The following is an 18,223-nucleotide window of genomic DNA, read 5'->3' on the forward strand; positions in this document are numbered from 1 at the left end:
CGGTCGGTAACCCTCGGTTAGAACCCGCCGCAGTCGCGCGGTTCTCCGCGACAGGCCAGCCACAAAATCTTTGTACCGATATCGAACTGGTTAGAAAGGAATAAATAACTATATGAGATAACCGACGGAACCCTCAATCGGTTCACATGGCCACCCCGAGCAAGCGATTCGGCGACGACGAAGTCACGCTAGAGGCCAGCGTCGACACCGGCGCTGCCTTCGTGATGCTGATGCTGGCGCAGATGGTCTTGCTGTTCACGTTCTGGATCACGCTCTGGCCGACCGCCTTCGGGATTCCACAGGACGTCCGGCTGATGTCCGCCATCGGTGGGTTCTTCACCGGTGCCGCGGTGCTCGGCCTCTACGGGGGTATCAAGACCCTCATGCAGCAGACCGTCGAGACCGGCGCGTAAGCGAGCAGTACTGGCACACGAACACGAAACGGGGTTGGGTGGCCACAGAGGGGAACGAAGCGACTGCAGGCCGACCGACGGGGCGGACTGGAACCCGGCGGCCGGACCGGACGACACACACACGACTGGCAATCGACTGGCAGCCGACCAGCACACGACTGGCGTCTACACTGGTACACGGCACACACCCGTCGTCCTCCGGTCGCTGTCTCACGAACGCTCGAGTGGTCACGCCGGCCGGCCCCGGCCGTGGCAAGTCGAAGTTCCTTTTTACGGGGTCGTCGATTGTTGACGCATGAGCACACCCGAGGATTCGGAGACCGCCTCCGAGGAACTCCCGCACAAGAACGCGTCCCAGGAGGTCATCGCCGTCGACGCCGACGACAACGAACAGGGACTCGTGAACCGTCTCGACGCCCACACCGGCGAGGGCATCCGCCACCGCGCGTTCACCTCGCTCGTCTTCGACGAGGACGACAACATCCTGCTCGCCCAGCGCGCCGCCGACAAGCGCCTCTGGGGGACCTGGTGGGACGGCACCGTCGCCTCGCACCCGGTCGAGGGCCAGTCCCAGGAGGCCGCGACCCGCGAACGCCTCGAGGAGGAACTCGGCATCACGCCGGACCAGTACGAGAACCTCCAGCTGACCGACCGCTTCGAGTACAAGCGCTACTTCGAGAACGCGGGCGTCGAACACGAGGTCTGTGCCGTCCTGAAGCTCACGCTGACCGACACCAGCCTCGACCCCGACCCGGAGGAGGTCGAGGGGCTGATGTGGGTGCCCTACGAGCGCCTCCACGACCACCCCGAGTACTACCGCCAGCTCCGTCTCTGTCCCTGGTTCGAGATCGCGATGCGCCGCGACTTCGACTGAGACCGTCGTAGCCACGCTCGACGGGCTCTGCGGGGGCTGGAACGCGACCGGACGGACGAAAAATGGCGTGTGCTAACACGCCACAACCTTCTATACCCCGACCTGCGTAGTCCACCACGGGAAGTTCCCGTGACGAGCCAATGGCAGCAACGCACCATCCCGGGCCCGAGTGCGAGTTCGGGCTCGGCAGGGCAGAGGCGTGGGTCGTCCATCACGTGATGGTCGAACAGCTGACGCGCGAGGACCACGACGGCGAGGAGCCGTGGTGGGCACTGGACATCGTGCGGAAGCTCGAGAACGGCACCACGACATTCACCACATACGAGGCGTGGCGCCTCCGGGAGGCCCTCCTGGCACACGCCGAGCGGGCGGAGACGCCGGACACCGACGTGGCGATGGCGATGGCCATCGTGCACCGCATCGAGGAGACGTTCGGCTCGCCGCCGATGCTGGAGTCCTAGCGTCAGGGCCGCGTCGTCGCCCACACCGCCATCAGGCCGAGGAAGAGCGCCGGCAGCATCGGGAACGCGAGCAGCGCGACCCAGTAGGGGAGCGCGGGCGGCCGGAGGTAGACGACGATGGGCGCGACGAGGAACGCGAAGACGATGACGCCGACCAGCGTCCAGCCCCGGTAGTCGAACTCGCGGTCGACCGCGTCCGGGTGGACGACGCCGTCACCGTGGTCGCCGGCCGTGCGACTATCGTCGTTCCCGTCGTCCGCCGCGTCGTCTCTGGCCTGACCGGGCCGATGGACGTAGCCGCCCTCGTTCTCCTCAGAGCTCACTATCTGGGATTACGACCACCTTGCCAAAGCCCTCACGGTTCTCCAGCATCTCGTGGGCGCGCTGGGACTCGCTCATCGGGAGCGTGTCGCGGATCTTCGGCTCGAACGTCCCGTCCCAGACCAGCGAGAGCGCCTTCTCGGCCTCGCCGTGGGTCGCCATCGTCGACCCGATGATATTCAGCTGGTTCCAGAAGATGCGGTTGATGTTGGTCTTCGGCCGGGGGCCGGTCGTCGCGCCGCAGGTGACGATGCGGCCGTCCTTCGCGAGGGACTTCAGCGAGTTGTCCCAGGTGGCCTCCCCGACGTGGTCGACGACCATGTCGACGCCGCGCTTCCCCGTCATCTCGCGGATCTTCGCCGCGAAGTCCTCGTCCTCGTAGTCGATGACGTGGTCGGCGCCGCACTCCTTCGCGTGTTCGAGCTTCTCCTCGCTGGAGGCCGTGGCGTACACCTCCGCGCCGGCGTGGGCGGCGATCTGGACCGCGGCGTGGCCGACGCCGCCGGACGCACCGAGGACGAGGACGGACTCGCCCTGCTGCAGTTCGCCGCGCTCGACGAGCATGCGCCAGGCGGTCTGGAAGACCAGCGGCGCCGCCGCGGCCGTCTCCCAGTCGACGTGCTCGGGGACCGGCGTGAGGTTCTCCTCGGGGATGGCGGCGTACTCGGCGTGGACCCCGCGGACGTGCTCCCCGATGACGTGGTAGTGCACGCAGAGCGCGGTGTCGCCGGTGCGGCAGAACTCGCACTTCCCGCAGTGGACGCCCGCGAGCAGGGCGACGCGGTCACCCGGCTCGAATCGGGTGACGTCCTCGCCGACCGACTCGACGACGCCCGCGGCGTCGCTGCCCGGGATGTGGGGCATCTCGAGGTCGACGCCGGGCAGGCCCCGCCGGGTCCACACGTCGAGGTGGTTGAGCGCCCCGGCCTTGATGTCGACCAGGACCTCCTCGCTCCCCGGCTCGGGGTCCGGGAACTCTCCGTACTCGATGACGTCCGACTCGCCGTGCTCGCTGAACTGGACGGCTTCCATGGTCTGACCGTCCAGTCGCTCATTAAAAACCCTGTGTGTTCGTCCGATGTCTTACCTCTTGTTCGACTATCGTCGAACCACGGCCGGTTTTGTGCCCGGCACCCGAAACCGCGGCCATGAGCGACCACGACCACGGGGATGCGGACGGGCACGGCCACGACGACCACGACCACCACGGCCACGACGGGGACGGAGGACACGACCACGACCACCACCATCACCACGACATCACCTCCCTCGGCTTCGGCGTCGTGACCGTCTCGTCCTCGCGGACGCTGGAGGAGGACGCGGCGGGCGACGCCCTCGAGGCCGCCATCGAGGACGAGGGCCACGAGGTGACGGTGCGCGAACTGGTCGCCGACGAGTTCGACAACGTCCAGGGGGCCGTCTCGCGGCTCACCGAGCGCAAGGACGTCGACGTGGTGGTCACGACCGGCGGGACCGGCGTCACGCCGGACGACGTGACCGTCGAGGCCGCGAGACAGCTGTTCCGCAAGGAGTTGCCGGGCTTCGGCGAGCTGTTCCGGCGGCTCTCCTACGACGACATCGGGACGACCGTGGTCGCGACCCGGGCCACCGCGGGCATCTCGCAGGGCTGTCCGGTGTTCTGCCTGCCGGGGAGTCGCCCGGCCGTCGAACTCGGCATCGAGGAGATAATCCTCCCCGAGGCGCCCCACCTCGCCGGGCTGGCACAGCGTGCCATCCCCGACGAGGACGAGGAAGAGGAGTAATCAGCCCGGGAACGGTGCGAGCGTCGCGGTCAGGACGGCCGCCTCGTCCCCGTCGTTGCGCGCCCCGTGGGCGACGCCCCGGTCGTGGAACACCACGCCGGGTGCGGAGACGGTCTCCTCGGTGTCGTCCTGGATGACGGTCACGGTCCCCTCGACGACGTGGAAGACGTTGGCCGACGAGCCGTGTTCGTGCGGTTCGAGCGTCGCGCCGGGGCCGAGTGCGAATGCCTTCACGAGCACGTCGTCGGCGACGACGACCTCTGCGTCGAGCACCTCGCCCGCGTCGGGGTCGAGGTCCGGATAGCGGTCAAGCGCCATGGTCGATTCTGCGGCGGCACCGCTCTTAGCGATGGTGGTCGAAGAAAAAGCGCGACACGGGTGAGCAGGGACGACCGAACCCGCTCAGTAGTAGCGGCGCCGGAGCCCCCAGGTCGGCCGGAACGTGAACGGGCGCTGGCGGACGGGGAAGTAGCCCCGCGGGACGGGCTGGCGGGCGCGCTGGCCGAAGCAGCTCGTGCACGGGTCGAAGGCCCCCTCCGACTTGATCCAGTCGACCTCGATGGGCGGGGCCGGCTCGTCGGTCGGGCAGAGTATCTCCTCGTCCTCCTCGACCGGGAACTCCTCCTCTTCCTCCTCGATGGGCTCCTCGTCCTCGGCCGCCTGGTCGTCCAGCGTCGCGTCCGTCACGAGCTGGAGTTCGAGCATCGGCTGGTCACCCTCGGCCTCGAGGTAGCCGAGCGCGATGCCACTGTAGGCCTTGCCGCCCTGCAGGTCGACCTCGGCGGTCGCGACCGGCTCCGGCGGCGCCTCGGGTGGCGACTCGGGGTCGATGGCCGGGTACACCTCGATGGCGTGCGGGCCGGGCTGGCTCGTCAGGTACTCGCTGGCGGAGCCGAACGACAGTTGCTCGACGACCTGGATGTCGTCGGGCGTGATCTCCTCCTTGAGGGCGACGAGGACCACGTCGACCTCGGGCGCGTCGGGTGACGCGTGGATGAGACGGATGGCGACCTCGTCCTCCATCGGGGCCGTCGCCATGTCCTCGAACGCCTGCGGCTGGAAGGTCGCGGCGCCGATCTCGCCGAGGGCCATGATGGTGAACTTGCCCTCCGCGAGGTCGATTGTCTCGCTGAAGACCACGGTGTCGGGCTCGCCGGCCTTCGTGATCTCGACGTCGTGCTCGCCGGTCTCGAGTGCGAGGTACTCGCTCACGGTCCCGAACGGGACGTTCGAGAGCACGAGGTCACCGTCGACGAGCACGTCGACGTCCGGCGCGTCTGGCGACGCGTGGATGACGCGCAGCTCGGTCATCCCCGCAGCGGCCTCCTCCTCCGTAGACTCGTGATAGTCCGCGCGGACGACGACGGTCCCCAACCCCCCGAGAGCGAGTGTCCCGCCGACGATACCGACCGACTGTAGAACAGTGCGTCTGGTTGCTACCATAGCACCCGTACTGAGGTGAGGAACCCGGTTAGGTAAGCGCCCGTTCACTCGTCGGGAGAAACAACTCAGAACCCGACATATTTTTGCCGGGGGAGAAATCAGCGTACTCGAATGCATTCGCAATCGGGAAACTTCGATATCATCCCGATTCCTGATACGACGGTTCGCGGATGATTCATCGCGGCCCATCGCCCCCGGCGAACCCGCCGCCGGTGTACCCCGGGATGGACCCGACGGGCAACACGTACCGATCCGCCGGGAGGCCGGCGGGGTCGACGCCGACACCCGCGAGGGCGTCGGTCGCGCGGCCCTGCCCGTCGTGGGCGACCTGGAGCCGCTCTTCGAGGGCCGCGACCAGCCGGTCCGCGTCGCCGACGAACCACAGGCGGAGGTCGCCGTGGCCCGGCCGGAAGCAGACCAGCGTGGCGGTGCCGAACCACGCGTCGATCCGCCCGCGCTCGACCGCGACCAGCTCGACGGTGTCGTAGGGGACCACGTCGCTGGTGCTGTCGACGCCCCCGCGGGTCCGCTCCAGCCGGTCCTCGTAGAGCCGTATCTCGGTCGAGCGCGCCTCGTACACCCCCGGCAGGACGAAGTACCCCCAGACCAGCGCGAACACCGCCGCACCGACCACGAGTCCCGCGCTCGGGCCGAGGACCGGTGTCAGGTACCGCCCGCCGACGACCGCGAAGGCGACGGCGAGGAACCCGCCGAGCAGGTACGCGCCGGGCGTCACCAGCAGCGGACGCGGGTCCGCCTCGAACGTCTCGATTGGGCCGCTAGTCGTCACGGTCGGGTGATGGGTCGGCCACGCGAAAGGCGTTGTGGGCGCGGCGTCAGCGGGTCGACGACGAGGCTCCCGGCGGCCTACGTGTCCCCCGTCTGCCACGGCGACTGGAAGTCGTCGCCGGGGGCGGGCCCGCGGCCGCGCGGGCTGTGGACGCCACGGCGGCGACGGCGTTGCCAGCCGCCACCGCCACCCCCGTACCCGCCGGACCAGTAGTCGTCCCAGAAGTCGTCGCCCCAGTAGCCGCCGCGGCCGTCGTCACCGCGCCAGTAGCCGCCCCGCCAGTAGCCACCGCGGCCGTACCCGCCCCGACCGTACCACGGCGGCCGGCGACGGCGGCGGCGCAGCGGCGGGATGCTCGTGAGCGAGACGCGCTGGCTGGCGGTGAGGTCGTCCGCCACGGGCAGCAGTTTGAAGCCGCGGTCGCCGCCGATGGAGAGCGCGCCCGTCTCGTCGAAGAGGAACCCGTGGGCGAAGACGGTGTAGGTCGCGCCGCCGGCGAGCGCCAGCAACACGTCGAGTGAGCCCTGCCCGCCGGGCTTGCGCAGCGTGAGTTCGAGCATGCCCGCGGGGACCGTCTCGTAGTCGGTCGCCTCCCCGAACTCGAGGCGGCGGGCCAGCCGGCCGACGCCCTGTGCCCCGACGTTCACCGCGCCCGCGTCGGGCGAGACGTGGACGATTCGGACCCGCGCCCGGTTCCGCGGGACGGGCGTGTTGTCGTCCTCGAAGACGAGCAGTTGCGCGTCGTCGCTCGGCAGGCTCGGGCCGGCGACGACGATGGTGTAGTCACCCTCGCGCAGTCGCAGGGTGTCCTCCGGCCCCTCCACGATACCGGGCGCGAACGTCTGGACGTCTAGGATCGTCCGAAAGTCGAACAGCCCGGGTCGGAGTTCCGCGTAGGGGGTGATCCGGCCGTAGCCGAACCCCTCCAGCACCTCGTAGTCGTTGACGAGCAGGTCGAGTGCGGGGCCGTCCGGGACGGCGTGGAACACGCGGGCAGCGACAGGGTCGGCCGCCGCGGTGGCAACGTCGTCGTCATCGAACGGGAACTGGTCGTCGTCGGCCTGTGCCGCGACGGGCCACCCCCCGAGTGCCGCTGTCCCCCCGACGATACCGACCGTCTTGAGCACGGTTCTGCGTGTAGTCATCGCGACTGACTAGCACGGGTCCTGCAAGAATAGCGATTACTTACGGTAACTGGGGGAAGGGTCGGTTACTCCTCCCAGGTAGCTGTGCGGTGTACCGGTTACTTCCCCCAGTGCGGCGAGAGGAGCGGCGTGAGAACGGCGTGTGGCTACGAGGACGCGAGTTCCTCGGCCACCGTCTCGGCGTCCAGCAGCGCCGGGTCCACGGCGAGCACCTCCTGCCCGCTGACGAACTCCGGCAGGGAGTCGTCGGTGAACACCACGATGCGGACGTCCGCGTTCATCGTCTTCGCGATGGGGATGGCGGTCGCCTGTCCGACGTCCGTGAGGACGAACAGGTCCGCGTCGTGGATGCCCGCCTCTTCGAGCGCGGGGCGGTTCGCCACGTCCGGGATCACCGTCACCTCGATACCTTCGGCTTCCAGGGCGGCGACGAGCGCGTGCTCGTCCGTCCCGGCGAAGATGGCCTTCGTCATCGTCTCACTCGTACTCGATGGTCGCCGGCGGTTTGTGCGTTACGTCGTAGACCACGCGGGCGACGTTGTCGTTCGTCCCGGTGATGCGGGACTGGATGCGCTGGAGCGTCTCCCAGTCGATGTTCTGGGCGCGGGCGGTCATGCCGTCGCGGGACTCCACGGAGCGGACCGAGACGACCCAGCCGTGGACGCGGTTGTCGCCCTTGACGCCGGTCGCCTTGCCGATGACGGCCGCGAGGGCCTGCCACGGGTCGTACTCCTCGAGTTCCTCCTCGATGATGTGGTTCGACTCGCGGGCGACCTCCAGTTTCTCCTCGGTGATCTCGCCGATGACGCGCACGGCGAGGCCGGGGCCGGGGAACGGCATGCGCTCGGAGACGACCTCCTCGAGGCCCATCGCGCGGGCGACCTCGCGGACCTCGTCCTTGTAGAGGTCGCGGACCGGCTCGACGATGCCCTCGAAGTCCATGACCTCGGGCAGCCCGCCGACGTTGTGGTGGGACTTGATGCCGCCCTCGGACTCGATACGGTCGGGGTAGATGGTCCCCTGCACGAGGTACTCCGCGTCGACCGCCTTCGCCTCGCGCTCGAACTCGCGGATGAACTGCTCGCCGATGATCTCGCGCTTCTCCTCGGGGTCGGTGACGCCCTCCAGCGCGTCGAGGAAGCGGTCCTGTGCCTCGACGATGTCCAGCGAGTGCATGTAGTCGAACGTCTCGCGGATCTGCTCGGTCTCGCCCTTGCGCATCAGGCCCGTGTCCACGTAGATGGGCACGAGGTTGTCGCCGATGGCCTCGTAGGCCAGCGCGGCCGCGACCGAGGAGTCCACACCGCCCGAGAGGGCGATGATGGCCTTCGAATCGCCGATTTCCTCCTGTATCTCTGCGACTGCTTCGGGGATGAACTCGTCTGTGTCTACCATTATGCTTCGACCTCTTCGGTCTCCTCTGTCTCGTCGTCCGCACGCTGTTGCTCGACGACGGCCTCGACGAGGCCGACGAACGGGGGCGATGCTCGACCGGGGCGGCTCCGGAACTCGGGGTGGAACTGGGTGCCGACGAAGTACGGGTGGCCGTCGAGTTCCAGTATCTCCATCCGGTTGCCCGCGGTGCCCGAGAACACCATCGCGGAGTCCTCGAAGTCCTCGAAGTACTCGGGGTTGACCTCGTAGCGGTGGCGGTGGCGCTCCGTGCAGGAGTCGCCGCCGTAGAGGTCGGCCGCGAGGGTGCCGGGTTCGATGTCGGTCTCGTGGGCACCGAGGCGCATCGTCCCGCCCATGTCCTCGACCTCGTACTGCTCGGGCAGGATGTCGATGACCGGGTGCGGGGTGTCCTCGTCCATCTCGGCGGAGTGTGCGCCCTCGAAGCCCAGCACGTTCCGGGCGTACTCGACGACCGCCATCTGGAAGCCCAGACAGAGGCCGAGGAAGGGTACGTCGTGCTCGCGGGCGTACTCGATGGCCGCGATCTTGCCCTCGGTCCCGCGGGCACCGAACCCGCCGGGGACGACCACGCCGTCCGCCTCGCGGAGCCGCCGGTAGTGGACGCTATCCTCGCCGTCGGCGGCGAGTTCGTCCGCGTCGACCCACACCACGTTCACGTCGACGCGCTGGTCCAGCCCGGCGTGTTTGAGCGACTCGTGGACCGACATGTAGGCGTCCTCGAGGTCGTACTTGCCGACCAGTGCGATGTCGACCTCGCCCTCGCGCTCGCGGGTGACGATGTTCCGCCAGGTGTTGTCGCGCTCGCGCTTCGGGAGCGCCCGGGAGAAGAGCCCGAGCTGGTCCATCACGTACTCGTCGAGGCCCTCCTCCTCGACCATCAGCGGGACGTGGTAGATGTCCTCGACGTCGGGGTTCGAGAAGACGGCCTTCGTCGGCACGTCACAGAACAGCGCGATCTTCTCCTTCGTCTCGGCGTCGAGCTTGTCGTCGGCGCGCCCGACGAGCACGTCGGGCTGGAGGCCGATGCTGCGCAGCTCCTTCACGGAGTGCTGGGTCGGCTTCGTCTTCTGCTCGCCGTTCTTGGAGTACGGGACCAGCGTGACGTGGACGAACAGCAGGTCGTCCTCGGACTCCTCGTGGGCGAACTGGCGCAGGGCCTCGAGGTAGGGCATGCCCTCGATGTCGCCGACGGTCCCGCCGATCTCGACGATGCACACGTCGGTTCCGCGGGCGGCCTCGCGGATGCGTCGCTTGATGTCGTCGGTGATGTGCGGGATGACCTGGACCGTCTTCCCGAGGTAGTCGCCGGCACGCTCCTTCTCGATGACGTGCTTGTACGTCTTCCCCGTGGTGATGTTGTGGTCCGAGGTCATGTCGACGTCGAGGAAGCGCTCGTAGTTCCCCAGGTCGAGGTCGACCTCGCCACCGTCTTTCAGCACGTACACCTCGCCGTGCTGGAACGGGTTCATCGTCCCGGCGTCGACGTTGAGATACGGGTCGACCTTGACCGCGGTCACGTCGAAGCCGGCGTTCTTGAGAAGACGCCCTGTACTCGCGGCCGTGATACCCTTGCCCAGTCCGGACATCACGCCGCCTGTCACGAAGATGAATTTGTTCCCGAGTGTGGGGTCGTACCCCGTTTCGGAATCGGTCGGCATACTGACTGTGCGCGAGAGTCCCCCTAAACGGTTTCGGAGCAGGCGCGACGTGTCACGCCGTGTCTTTCAGTCCGGCGAAAGGAACCGGGGGCGTCGTCGCAGCGACCGAAACGCCACCCGTAGTTTTTCGGTCGCGGCCCCGGAACTCCCGCGAGTGTCCGACCCTGTCACCCTCCGCGAAACGACCGAAGCCGACGCCCGGGCCGTCCAGCGCGTCGCCGACGCCGCCTGCCACGCAGTGTACGACGACATCCTCGGCGAGGGCGTCACCGACGACATCGTCCGGAACTGGTACGACCCCGAGCGCCTCGTCGCGGACGACATCGAACCGGAGGGGCGCCCCTTCTTCGTCGCCGCGGTCGACGGGACCGTCGTCGGCTTCGCCGAGGGCATCCGCGAGGACGCCCGGACCGCCGACCTCTACCGCATCTACGTCCACCCCGACCACTGGGGCGACGGCGTCGGGAGCGCCCTGCTCGACCGACTGGAACGCCACTTCGCCGACGCGGGCGTCGAGCGTCTGTTCGTCTCCGTCCTCGCGGACAACGACGTGGGCGTGGCCTTCTACGAGTCGGTCGGGTTCGAGCACGTCGAGACGACCACGGACGAGCAGTTCGACGTGCCCCGGGCCGAGTACGTGAAGGACCTCGACTGAGCCGTGCCCCCGCACGAACTCCTCGCGCCATCGGTCCTCCGACAGGGCGTCGTCAGCTCCCTCGCGGGGTCGGTCCGGCCCGCCCTCGCCGACCGCCTCCGGACCCGGCTGCTCCGCCACCCGCCCATCCCCATCGCCGACCAGTTCGAACTGTACACCCACCTCCACGGCCTGCGCAACCGGCTGCTGTCCGACGCCCCGACCGACCCCTGGTCGTTCGTCCACGTCGACCCCGCCGAGGTCGAGCGGTTCACCACCGGCCTCGAACTCCCGTGGGGGCTCGGACGCGTCCAGACCGGCGACTGGGACCGCGACCGCCACTGCCAGGCCATCCGCGACAACACGAAATTCCGAGGACTCCACCAGCGGTTCGAGGAGGGCCGCGACTGGGTAGCCACCGACTACTACGAGGACGTGCAAGCGCGGTTCGAGGCGGGCGAGAACCCACGGGGCTACCCCGACTTCGAGACGTTCGAGAACGAGCGACTGGCCGATGTGGACGCCCTCGCCCGGTCCATCGAGGACGACGGCTGGCAGCCGAACGTCGAGACGGACCACGACCCAGAGGACTGGACCGAGTACGCCAGCAGCCTCGACCCACTGGTGGCCATCGGCCGCGACGGCGAGGTTCTCTGGTACGAGGGCTACACGCGGTTCATGCTGGCGGACATCCTGGGTGTCGACGAGATTCCGGTCCTCGTGCTCTGCCGGCACGAGCAGTGGCAGGCGAGGCGGGAGCAGGTCGCCGCGGGGGACTCGGCGGGTAGCGACCATCCGGACCTGCGAGCAGTCCCCACCGGGCAGGCCTGACCCGACAGCGGTGGAACCGTCGTCCGGGTCTTCATCGCCCACGAGGAGTAGGACGGACGCCCCGTGTCTTCCACGAACCAATCCCTGTCGTGTCCCCGGGTACTGGACCCTGAATTATTAGGACGGAAAGTTATGCGCCTTGCTACCGTACCGCGTATTATGCCCACAGTCCGTGCGGACTCACACCGGGGTAGAGTATGCGGCGCACTCGCCACAGACGACTGGATGGACTGTCACGACGTGGCCAGTCTGACCGAGTACTCCGCCGAGAGCGCCTCCAGCATGCTCGCCGACGTGAACCGGGCGGGCTACGTCGAGCGAAAGCGGGTCGGGCAGGACTACGGCGTCGAGTTCGAGTACCGCCTGAAAGAGACCGTCCGGGTGCAGTGAGTCAGTCGTCGGTGCGCACCGCCGACTCTTCTGGCACCGATTCCGCGGCGTGTGAGAGCGGGTCGCTGTCCCAGTAGTCGTGGTCGCCGTCGAGCCGGAAGCACGTCGCCTCGTGCTGGGGGCCGTGCTCGTAGGCCGGCGGCGTCTCCATCTTGCAGGCCTCGGTGGCGTACGGGCACCGGGTGTGGAACCGGCAGCCCGAGGGCGGGTTCCGCGGCGAGGGCACGTCGCCCCTGAGGACGTCGCCCCGGCGGCCGTACTCGTCGGTCGAGGGCCGCGGGACGCTCTCCAGCAGCGCCTCGGTGTAGGGGTGCTGGGGGTTCTCGAATATCTCGTCGACCGGCCCCGTCTCCACGATCTCGCCGAGGTACATCACGGCGACGCGGTCGGAGATGTGCCGGACCACGGAGAGGTCGTGGGCGACGAACAGGTAGGTCAGGCCGAACTCCTCCTGCAGGTCCGCGAGCAGGTTGAGCACCTGCGCCTGCACGGAGACGTCCAGCGCCGACACCGGTTCGTCCAGCACGATGAACTCGGGGTCGAGCGCGATGGCGCGGGCGATGCCGACGCGCTGGCGCTGACCGCCCGAGAACTCGTGGGGGTACCGGTCGACGTGATTCGGCGAGAGGCCGACGCGGTCGAGCAGTTCCGCGGCGCGGTCCATGCGCTCCTCGCGCCCCGCGATACCGTGGATGCGCAGGCTCTCGGTGACGATGTCCCCGATGGTCATCCGGGGGTCGAGACTGGAGAAGGGGTCCTGGAAGACGATCTGGGCGTCCCGGCGGAACGCCTTCAGTTCCTCCCTGTCCATCGAGAAGACGTCGTCGCCGTCGAACTCCACGGTGCCGCCGGTGGCCTCGCGGAGCCGGAGGACCGTCTCGCTGGTCGTGGACTTCCCGCAGCCGGACTCGCCGACGAGCCCGAGCGTCTCGCCCTCGTGGACCTCGAAGGAAACCCCGTCGACGGCCTTGACGCTCTGGCGCTCCTTGCCGAGCACGCGGTCGAGGAACGTGTCGTTCTCGTAGTAGTACTTCTCCAGGTCGGTCACGCGCAGCAGTGGCTCACTCATCGGTCTCACCTCGCTCGAAGTAGTCCTCGGGCAGGGCCTGTCCGGGGTCGAACTCGCCGTCTGCGAGCACGCACCGGGCCTCGTGGTCCGGGTCGTCGCCGACCCGTCGGTGGGCCGGATGGGAGAGACAGGACTCCATGGCCTTCGGACAGCGCTCGGCGAAGTAACACCGGTCGCCCATCTCGCTGTCGAGCAGGCTCGGGACGTTCCCCTCGATGGGGTCGAGGCGCGGTTCGGGGTCGTCGAGGTCCGGCAGCGAGCCGAGCAGCCCCTGCGTGTAGGGGTGCGTCGGGCTGTCGAAGACGGCGTCGAGCGACCCGCGCTCGACCACCTCGCCCGCGTACATGACCGCGACGCGCTCGCACATCCGCGCGACGACGCCGAGGTCGTGCGTGATGAGCACGATGCTCATCCCGCGCTCCTCCTGGATGTCACGCAGCAGGTCCAGAATCTGGGCCTGGATGGTCACGTCCAGCGCGGTCGTCGGCTCGTCCGCGATGAGCACGTCCGGTTCGCCGGCGAGTGCCTGGGCGACCATGGCGCGCTGGAGCATCCCCCCGGAGAACTCGTGGGGGTGCTGGTCGGCGCGCTCGGCCGCGTCCGGGATGCCGACCTGGTCGAGCAGTTCGACCGCCCGGGCGTGGCTCTCCTCGCTGGTGTAGTCCCGGTCCGGGACGAGGCTGTCCACGATGAGGTTCCCGAGACCGTACCCCTGGCTCCGCGACCGCGTCTTCCGGGGGTTGGCGGTGGTCCGGCGCTGGACCTCGACCGCCTCGGCGATCTGCTCGCCGACGGTGAGCGACGGGTTGAAGCTCGACATCGGGTCCTGGAAGATGGTGCTGAACGTCGGCCCGCGCAGGGACCGGCGCACCCCCTTCGGGAGCTGCCGGAGGTCGACGAAGTCGCCGTCGACCGCGGCGGGCTTCTTCGACCGGAACTCCTCGGCGAGTTCGTCGTCGCGCAGCCACACCTCGCCGTCGGTCACCCGGCCCGGCGACTCCACCAGGTCGATGACCGACAGCGCGGTGACGGACTTGCCCGAGCCGGACTCGCCGACGATGCCGAGGATCTCGTTCTCGCGCACGTCGAACGAGACGCGCTCGCAGGCGTTGACCTGCCCCTCCTCGGTGAAGAAGCGCGTCGAGAGGTCCTCGACGCGGAGCAGGTCCTCGCGTGCCCGGCTCATCAGACACCACCCTCCCCCTCGATACCGGGGTCGAGAGCGTCCCTGAGCCAGTCACCGACGAGGTTCAACCCGACGACGGTGACGACGATGGCCAGGCCGGGCATGGCGGCGATCCACCACGCCGTGGTCTGGTACTCGCGTCCCAGGGCGATGTCGAAGCCCCAGGAGACGTTCGCGGCCGAGAAGCCGAGGAACGACAGTGCGCTCTCCAGCAGGATGATGGCCGCGACCTGGATGGTCGCCAGCACGAGGATGGGCGTCACGGCGTTGGGCAGGATGTGCCGGAGCAGGATGGTCGCGTCGCTCGCGCCCATCGACCGGGCCGCCTTGACGTAGGACTCCTCGCGCAGGCTGAGTGCCTCCCCGCGGGCGACGCGGGCGAACCACACCCAGTTGACGAGCGCGACGACCACGATGACCGTCCCCGGGAGCACCGTCTTCTCGGGCATCGGCCCGGGGAGACCGACCGCGCCGCGGAAGGCTCCCGCCAGCCCCGTCTGGACGAACGGGTCGGGGATGGGCAGTTTGGCCTGTCCCCAGACGCCGACCAGCGCGATGGCCAGCACGAGCGACGGGAACGCCAGCATCACGTCGGCCGCACGCATCAGCGCGTCGTCGACCTTCCCGCGGTAGTAGCCCGCCGAGAGGCCGACGGTGACGCCGATGAGCGTCGCCAGCGACGTGCCGAGGACGCCGACGAGCAGCGACACCCGTGCCCCGTATATCAGCCGGGAGAGGATGTCGCGACCGTTCCCGTCGGTCCCCAGCGGATGCGACCAGGTCGCGTTCTCGTAGACGGTCCGGTTCTCGGTCACGATCTCGCCGTCCTCGAAGACGACGCTGCCGTTCTCCTTCTTCGTCACCTCCTGGACCGACTGCGTGGAGAACCCGATGGGGGGCGAGCGTGCCTCCTCCAGGTTCTGCTTGGTCGGTCGGTCCGGGGCGACGAACGGCGCGAACACCGCGACGAGGACGACCAGCACCACGATGCCGATGCCGATCTTCGCCAGCCAGTTGCGCCGCAGTTCCTTCTTCAGGTTCCGGAGCGTTCGCGGCGAGAGCGTCACACCACGCAACAGTTTCAACAGTGAATCGAGCAATGGCATCAGTCGAATCCCACCCGTGGGTTGATGTAGGCGTACAGCGTGTCGACGAGGATGTTCACGACGACGAAGCCGACGGCGATGACGATGAGCGAGCCCTGCACGACCGGCCAGTCACGCGCCCGGATGCTGCTGATGAGCAGCTGTCCGAGGCCGGGCCAGTCGAAGACGGCCTCCGTGATGACCGCCCCACCGATGAGGGTGCCGAGCTGGAGCCCGACGACCGTCACGATGGGGATGAGCGTGTTCCGCAGGACGTGCCGGTAGCGCACCAGCACCTCCGGGAGCCCCTTCGCCCGCGAGGCGCGGACGTAGGACTTCCCGAGCTCGTCGAGCATCCCGCTTCTGGTCAGCCGCGTGATGAGCGCCGTGAAGTACGTCCCCAGCGTGATGGCGGGGAGCGTGATGTAGCTCAGCCACGTGACGAACCCGTCGGTCGCCGCCTCGAACTGCCCGCTGAACAGGAGTTCGACGACGGCCGGGAAGCCGATGCCACGCTGGCTCGTCGGGAACAGGTTGAACTCGACGGCCATCACGATGACCAGCATCACGCCGAGCCAGAAGTTCGGCGTCGAGATGCCCGCCAGCGAGAACAGCGTCGCGGCGTAGTCCGGCGGCTCGTGCCGGCGGGTCGCGCTGATGACGCCGAGCGGGATGGCGAGGACGACCGCGACGAACGTCGCGGCGATGGCCAGCTCGAGCGTCGCGGGCAGCGTCCGCGCCACGCGTGACGTGACGGCGGTGTTGTTCGTGAGCGACGTGCCGAGGTCGCCGAAGGGGATTCCTGCGAGGAACTCGAGGTACTGGATGTGTATCGGCTGGTCCAGCCCGAGCTCGCGGACGACCTGCTGGCGGACCTCCGGCGCGACGTCCGGGGGCAACAGGACGTTCGCCGGGTTCCCGGGTGCGATGACCCGGAGCCCGAAGACGACCGTCACGACCCCCCAGACGACGAGCAGGCCCTGCAGTATTCGTTTGACGAGGAACCGGGCGAGGGACATGTGGAGTCTACTTCGGGCTCATCGCGTAGGCGTCGATGCGCTCGTCGGAGCGGGGCTGCCAGTCGACGCGGTCGGCCACGCCGTAGACGCTGAACTGCCGGTTGAGGAAGATCCACGGCGCCTCCTCGTGGGCGAGGGCGTTCGCCTCCTGCAGCGTCTGCACGCGGGCGTCGCCGGTCTGGTTGGCCGCCTTGTCGAGCAGCGAGTCGAACTCGTCGTTGCTCCAGGTGGTGAGTGCGCCGTTGGTGGCGAGCAGCGCCCGCATGACGAGCGCGCCCTCGAAGGTCGCCTCACCCCAGCCGATGAGGTACCACTTCGGCTTGTCCTCGATGTTGCCGGTGAGCAGTTCGTCGACGAGCGACCCGAAGTCCCGCTGTCTGACCGTCGCGGAGACGTTCGGGAGTTCGTCGATGTAGCCGGCGACCGCCTGGGCGATCTCGAGGTCCTTCAGGTAGCGTCCCGCGGGCGTGTGGAGTTCGATCTCCACGCCGGCGTGGCCACTCTCGTCGACCAGCGTCTCGGCCTGGTCGGGGTCGTAGGGGTACGGCTCGACGTCGGGGTTGTGCCCGACGAAGTTCTCGAGGGTCGGCTGCCCGGTCGGGGCACCGAAGCCGCCGAGGACGTTCGAGACGATGCTCTCCAGGTCGATGGCGTAGTTCAGCGCCTGCCGGAACTTCTTGGAGGAGAACGGTTCCACGTCGTAGCGAAGCGCGTTGTAGATGATACGCGTACTCGGCGAGGCCTTGATGGAGGTGCCGTCGTTGTTGTTGACCTTCGAGACCTGCTGTGGCGGGACGTTGACGACGATGTCGGTCTCGCCCGCGACGAGCTGGTTGACGCGCGTACTGGACTCGCTGGCCGCGGTGAACGTCAGTTTCGACACCGCGGCGGGGTCGTTCCAGTAGTCCTCGTTACGGACGAGGACGACGGACTGGTCCTCGGTGTAGTCCTCGAGCTTGAACGGGCCGGTCCCGTTCATGTCCTGGGCGATCTCCTGCTTCGAGCGCGCCTCGATCCAGGACTTCTGGACGATGTCGCAGTAGGTCGCGAACTCGGAGAAGACGATGGGGTTGACCCCGTCGGTGTTGACCCGGACCGTCCCGTCGCCGGCCTCCGCGCCGGTGACGCCCGCGAGCTGGTCGCTCTGCGGGCTGGCGAAGCCGACCTCCTCGTCGACGATGCGGTTGATGCTGTAGGCCGCGTCCTCGGCGGTGAAGTCGTCGCCGTTGTGGAACGTCACGTCCGAGCGCAGCTCGAACTCGACGGCGGGTTCGCCGTCGACGCGGGAGTAGCCCGTCGCGAGCCCCTCGACCATCTTCCCGCTGGCGTCGCGGGTGAGCAGGCCCTCGTAGGCGTGCAGCATGACGACGTCGGTCGGCGTCTCACGGTGGTCGTGGGGGTCGAGGCCGGACGGCATGTTCCCCTGCGTGATGGACACCTCGAAGGTCCCCATCGAGTCGTCGCCGCCGTCGGTGTCGGTCTCGGTGCCGCCCCCGTCACCGTTCCCGTCGCCGCCCCCGTCGGTCGGCTCGTCGGTCCCCTCTCCGTCCCCGCCGCCGATACAGCCGGCGGCGGAGGCCGCGATCGCAGTCGCACCAGCATACTTCAAGAATCCACGTCGGTCGGTGGTCTTCCGTGACATGGGACGGTATTACCCATCACGACCATATAAAACCCCCCTACAGGCGGCCACAAATCATGCGGTATCCGTACGAAATATTATGC

General features: G+C 68.4%; 21 protein-coding genes. 7 read left to right on the plus strand and 14 right to left on the minus strand.

Annotation, left to right across the window (positions count from 1 at the left end; genetic code table 11):
• The first annotated feature begins 146 nt into the window (after positions 1–146).
• The 3 genes from NOV86_RS06955 (at position 147) to NOV86_RS06965 (ending at position 1,748) form a co-directional block, all read left to right on the plus strand.
• Positions 147–413 carry a hypothetical protein gene (locus NOV86_RS06955; protein ID WP_267640616.1) on the plus strand — a complete coding sequence of 89 codons (267 nt, stop codon included), beginning with the start codon at positions 147–149 and terminating at the stop codon, positions 411–413.
• A 295-nt stretch (positions 414–708) separates the two neighbouring features.
• Positions 709–1,287, plus strand: a complete 579-nt coding sequence (locus NOV86_RS06960) for an NUDIX hydrolase (RefSeq protein WP_267640617.1) — start codon at positions 709–711, stop codon at positions 1,285–1,287.
• Between the two features lie 140 nt (positions 1,288–1,427).
• Positions 1,428–1,748, plus strand: a complete 321-nt coding sequence (locus tag NOV86_RS06965; protein WP_267640618.1) for a DUF7853 family protein — start codon at positions 1,428–1,430, stop codon at positions 1,746–1,748.
• 2 nt (positions 1,749–1,750) lie between these two features.
• On the opposite strand, the gene NOV86_RS06970 is transcribed toward NOV86_RS06965, so the two are convergent.
• Both NOV86_RS06970 and NOV86_RS06975 read right to left on the minus strand, forming a co-directional pair.
• A complete protein-coding gene (locus NOV86_RS06970; protein ID WP_267640619.1) occupies positions 1,751–2,071 on the minus strand; it encodes a DUF7977 family protein in 321 nt (106 codons plus the stop codon).
• Positions 2,061–3,101 (minus strand): zinc-binding dehydrogenase, encoded by a 1,041-nt coding sequence (locus NOV86_RS06975; RefSeq protein ID WP_267640620.1) that lies wholly within the window; start codon positions 3,099–3,101, stop codon positions 2,061–2,063. The genes NOV86_RS06970 and NOV86_RS06975 overlap by 11 nt, the downstream gene beginning before the upstream one ends.
• 116 nt (positions 3,102–3,217) lie before the next feature.
• Between NOV86_RS06975 and NOV86_RS06980 the strand changes: the two genes are divergently transcribed.
• Positions 3,218–3,832: a MogA/MoaB family molybdenum cofactor biosynthesis protein gene (locus tag NOV86_RS06980; RefSeq protein ID WP_267640621.1), complete on the plus strand. Its 615-nt coding sequence runs from the start codon at positions 3,218–3,220 to the stop codon at positions 3,830–3,832.
• On the opposite strand, the gene NOV86_RS06985 is transcribed toward NOV86_RS06980, so the two are convergent.
• The 7 genes from NOV86_RS06985 to pyrG form a co-directional block, all read right to left on the minus strand.
• A complete protein-coding gene (locus NOV86_RS06985) occupies positions 3,833–4,150 on the minus strand; it encodes a cupin domain-containing protein (protein ID WP_267640622.1) in 318 nt (105 codons plus the stop codon). It lies immediately after the preceding gene.
• 84 nt (positions 4,151–4,234) lie between these two features.
• The gene (locus NOV86_RS06990; protein WP_267640623.1) at positions 4,235–5,275 is read right to left on the minus strand and encodes a DUF4397 domain-containing protein; all 1,041 of its coding nucleotides are present in this window, start codon (positions 5,273–5,275) and stop codon (positions 4,235–4,237) included.
• Positions 5,276–5,450: 175 nt separating this feature from the next.
• Positions 5,451–6,065, minus strand: coding sequence for a PH domain-containing protein (locus tag NOV86_RS06995; RefSeq protein ID WP_267640624.1), 615 nt, complete (start codon positions 6,063–6,065; stop codon positions 5,451–5,453).
• A 77-nt stretch (positions 6,066–6,142) separates the two neighbouring features.
• Positions 6,143–7,210 carry a DUF4397 domain-containing protein gene (locus NOV86_RS07000; RefSeq protein WP_267640625.1) on the minus strand — a complete coding sequence of 356 codons (1,068 nt, stop codon included), beginning with the start codon at positions 7,208–7,210 and terminating at the stop codon, positions 6,143–6,145.
• Between the two features lie 146 nt (positions 7,211–7,356).
• Positions 7,357–7,683 (minus strand): DUF7126 family protein, encoded by a 327-nt coding sequence (locus NOV86_RS07005; RefSeq protein WP_267640626.1) that lies wholly within the window; start codon positions 7,681–7,683, stop codon positions 7,357–7,359.
• A gap of 4 nt (positions 7,684–7,687) precedes the next feature.
• A complete protein-coding gene (gene guaA / locus NOV86_RS07010) occupies positions 7,688–8,605 on the minus strand; it encodes a glutamine-hydrolyzing GMP synthase (RefSeq protein WP_267640627.1) in 918 nt (305 codons plus the stop codon).
• Entirely contained in the window at positions 8,605–10,284 is a 1,680-nt protein-coding gene (pyrG, locus tag NOV86_RS07015; protein WP_267640628.1) for a CTP synthase, read from the minus strand. Before pyrG ends, guaA begins: the two co-directional genes overlap by 1 nt.
• Positions 10,285–10,438: 154 nt before the next feature.
• On the opposite strand from pyrG, the gene NOV86_RS07020 reads away from it, so the two are divergent.
• The 3 genes from NOV86_RS07020 to NOV86_RS07030 all read left to right on the plus strand — a co-directional run bounded on the left by NOV86_RS07020 (position 10,439) and on the right by NOV86_RS07030 (position 12,139).
• Entirely contained in the window at positions 10,439–10,939 is a 501-nt protein-coding gene (locus NOV86_RS07020; RefSeq protein WP_267640629.1) for a GNAT family N-acetyltransferase, read from the plus strand.
• 3 nt (positions 10,940–10,942) lie between these two features.
• On the plus strand, positions 10,943–11,749 hold the full coding sequence (locus NOV86_RS07025) for a hypothetical protein (RefSeq protein WP_267640630.1): 807 nt from the start codon (positions 10,943–10,945) through the stop codon (positions 11,747–11,749).
• A gap of 159 nt (positions 11,750–11,908) precedes the next feature.
• Complete coding sequence (locus NOV86_RS07030; protein WP_267640631.1) at positions 11,909–12,139, plus strand: hypothetical protein; 231 nt, start codon at positions 11,909–11,911, stop codon at positions 12,137–12,139.
• Position 12,140: 1 nt separating this feature from the next.
• Here the strand turns inward: NOV86_RS07030 and NOV86_RS07035 are convergent, their stop codons facing one another.
• From NOV86_RS07035 to NOV86_RS07055, 5 genes are read right to left on the minus strand one after another with little or no spacing between them, the layout of a single operon-like run.
• Positions 12,141–13,208, minus strand: a complete 1,068-nt coding sequence (locus tag NOV86_RS07035; protein WP_368408726.1) for an oligopeptide/dipeptide ABC transporter ATP-binding protein — start codon at positions 13,206–13,208, stop codon at positions 12,141–12,143.
• On the minus strand, positions 13,201–14,394 hold the full coding sequence (locus NOV86_RS07040; protein WP_267640632.1) for an ABC transporter ATP-binding protein: 1,194 nt from the start codon (positions 14,392–14,394) through the stop codon (positions 13,201–13,203). Before NOV86_RS07040 ends, NOV86_RS07035 begins: the two co-directional genes overlap by 8 nt.
• On the minus strand, positions 14,394–15,500 hold the full coding sequence (locus NOV86_RS07045; protein ID WP_267640633.1) for an ABC transporter permease: 1,107 nt from the start codon (positions 15,498–15,500) through the stop codon (positions 14,394–14,396). Before NOV86_RS07045 ends, NOV86_RS07040 begins: the two co-directional genes overlap by 1 nt.
• On the minus strand, positions 15,500–16,498 hold the full coding sequence (locus NOV86_RS07050; RefSeq protein ID WP_267640634.1) for an ABC transporter permease: 999 nt from the start codon (positions 16,496–16,498) through the stop codon (positions 15,500–15,502). Before NOV86_RS07050 ends, NOV86_RS07045 begins: the two co-directional genes overlap by 1 nt.
• A 7-nt stretch (positions 16,499–16,505) precedes the next feature.
• Complete coding sequence (locus NOV86_RS07055; RefSeq protein WP_267640635.1) at positions 16,506–18,140, minus strand: ABC transporter substrate-binding protein; 1,635 nt, start codon at positions 18,138–18,140, stop codon at positions 16,506–16,508.
• Positions 18,141–18,223 lie beyond the last annotated feature (83 nt).

The organism is Haloarchaeobius amylolyticus (genome assembly GCF_026616195.1).
In the GTDB taxonomy this organism is placed as follows: domain Archaea; phylum Halobacteriota; class Halobacteria; order Halobacteriales; family Natrialbaceae; genus Haloarchaeobius; species Haloarchaeobius amylolyticus.

What these genes read in the sequence shown, in the direction of transcription:
- guaA (WP_267640627.1), bottom strand. Translation starts at nt 8,605, where the DNA reads ATGGTAGACACAGACGAGTTCATCCCCGAAGCAGTCGCAGAGATACAG.
- NOV86_RS07005 (WP_267640626.1), bottom strand. Translation starts at nt 7,683, where the DNA reads ATGACGAAGGCCATCTTCGCCGGGACGGACGAGCACGCGCTCGTCGCC.
- NOV86_RS07035 (WP_368408726.1), bottom strand. Translation starts at nt 13,208, where the DNA reads ATGAGTGAGCCACTGCTGCGCGTGACCGACCTGGAGAAGTACTACTAC.
- NOV86_RS07045 (WP_267640633.1), bottom strand. Translation starts at nt 15,500, where the DNA reads ATGCCATTGCTCGATTCACTGTTGAAACTGTTGCGTGGTGTGACGCTC.
- pyrG (WP_267640628.1), bottom strand. Translation starts at nt 10,284, where the DNA reads ATGCCGACCGATTCCGAAACGGGGTACGACCCCACACTCGGGAACAAA.
- NOV86_RS07040 (WP_267640632.1), bottom strand. Translation starts at nt 14,394, where the DNA reads ATGAGCCGGGCACGCGAGGACCTGCTCCGCGTCGAGGACCTCTCGACG.
- NOV86_RS06980 (WP_267640621.1), top strand. Translation starts at nt 3,218, where the DNA reads ATGAGCGACCACGACCACGGGGATGCGGACGGGCACGGCCACGACGAC.
- NOV86_RS06985 (WP_267640622.1), bottom strand. Translation starts at nt 4,150, where the DNA reads ATGGCGCTTGACCGCTATCCGGACCTCGACCCCGACGCGGGCGAGGTG.
- NOV86_RS07050 (WP_267640634.1), bottom strand. Translation starts at nt 16,498, where the DNA reads ATGTCCCTCGCCCGGTTCCTCGTCAAACGAATACTGCAGGGCCTGCTC.
- NOV86_RS06965 (WP_267640618.1), top strand. Translation starts at nt 1,428, where the DNA reads ATGGCAGCAACGCACCATCCCGGGCCCGAGTGCGAGTTCGGGCTCGGC.
- NOV86_RS06990 (WP_267640623.1), bottom strand. Translation starts at nt 5,275, where the DNA reads ATGGTAGCAACCAGACGCACTGTTCTACAGTCGGTCGGTATCGTCGGC.
- NOV86_RS07055 (WP_267640635.1), bottom strand. Translation starts at nt 18,140, where the DNA reads ATGTCACGGAAGACCACCGACCGACGTGGATTCTTGAAGTATGCTGGT.
- NOV86_RS06975 (WP_267640620.1), bottom strand. Translation starts at nt 3,101, where the DNA reads ATGGAAGCCGTCCAGTTCAGCGAGCACGGCGAGTCGGACGTCATCGAG.
- NOV86_RS07000 (WP_267640625.1), bottom strand. Translation starts at nt 7,210, where the DNA reads ATGACTACACGCAGAACCGTGCTCAAGACGGTCGGTATCGTCGGGGGG.
- NOV86_RS06960 (WP_267640617.1), top strand. Translation starts at nt 709, where the DNA reads ATGAGCACACCCGAGGATTCGGAGACCGCCTCCGAGGAACTCCCGCAC.
- NOV86_RS07030 (WP_267640631.1), top strand. Translation starts at nt 11,909, where the DNA reads ATGCCCACAGTCCGTGCGGACTCACACCGGGGTAGAGTATGCGGCGCA.
- NOV86_RS06955 (WP_267640616.1), top strand. Translation starts at nt 147, where the DNA reads ATGGCCACCCCGAGCAAGCGATTCGGCGACGACGAAGTCACGCTAGAG.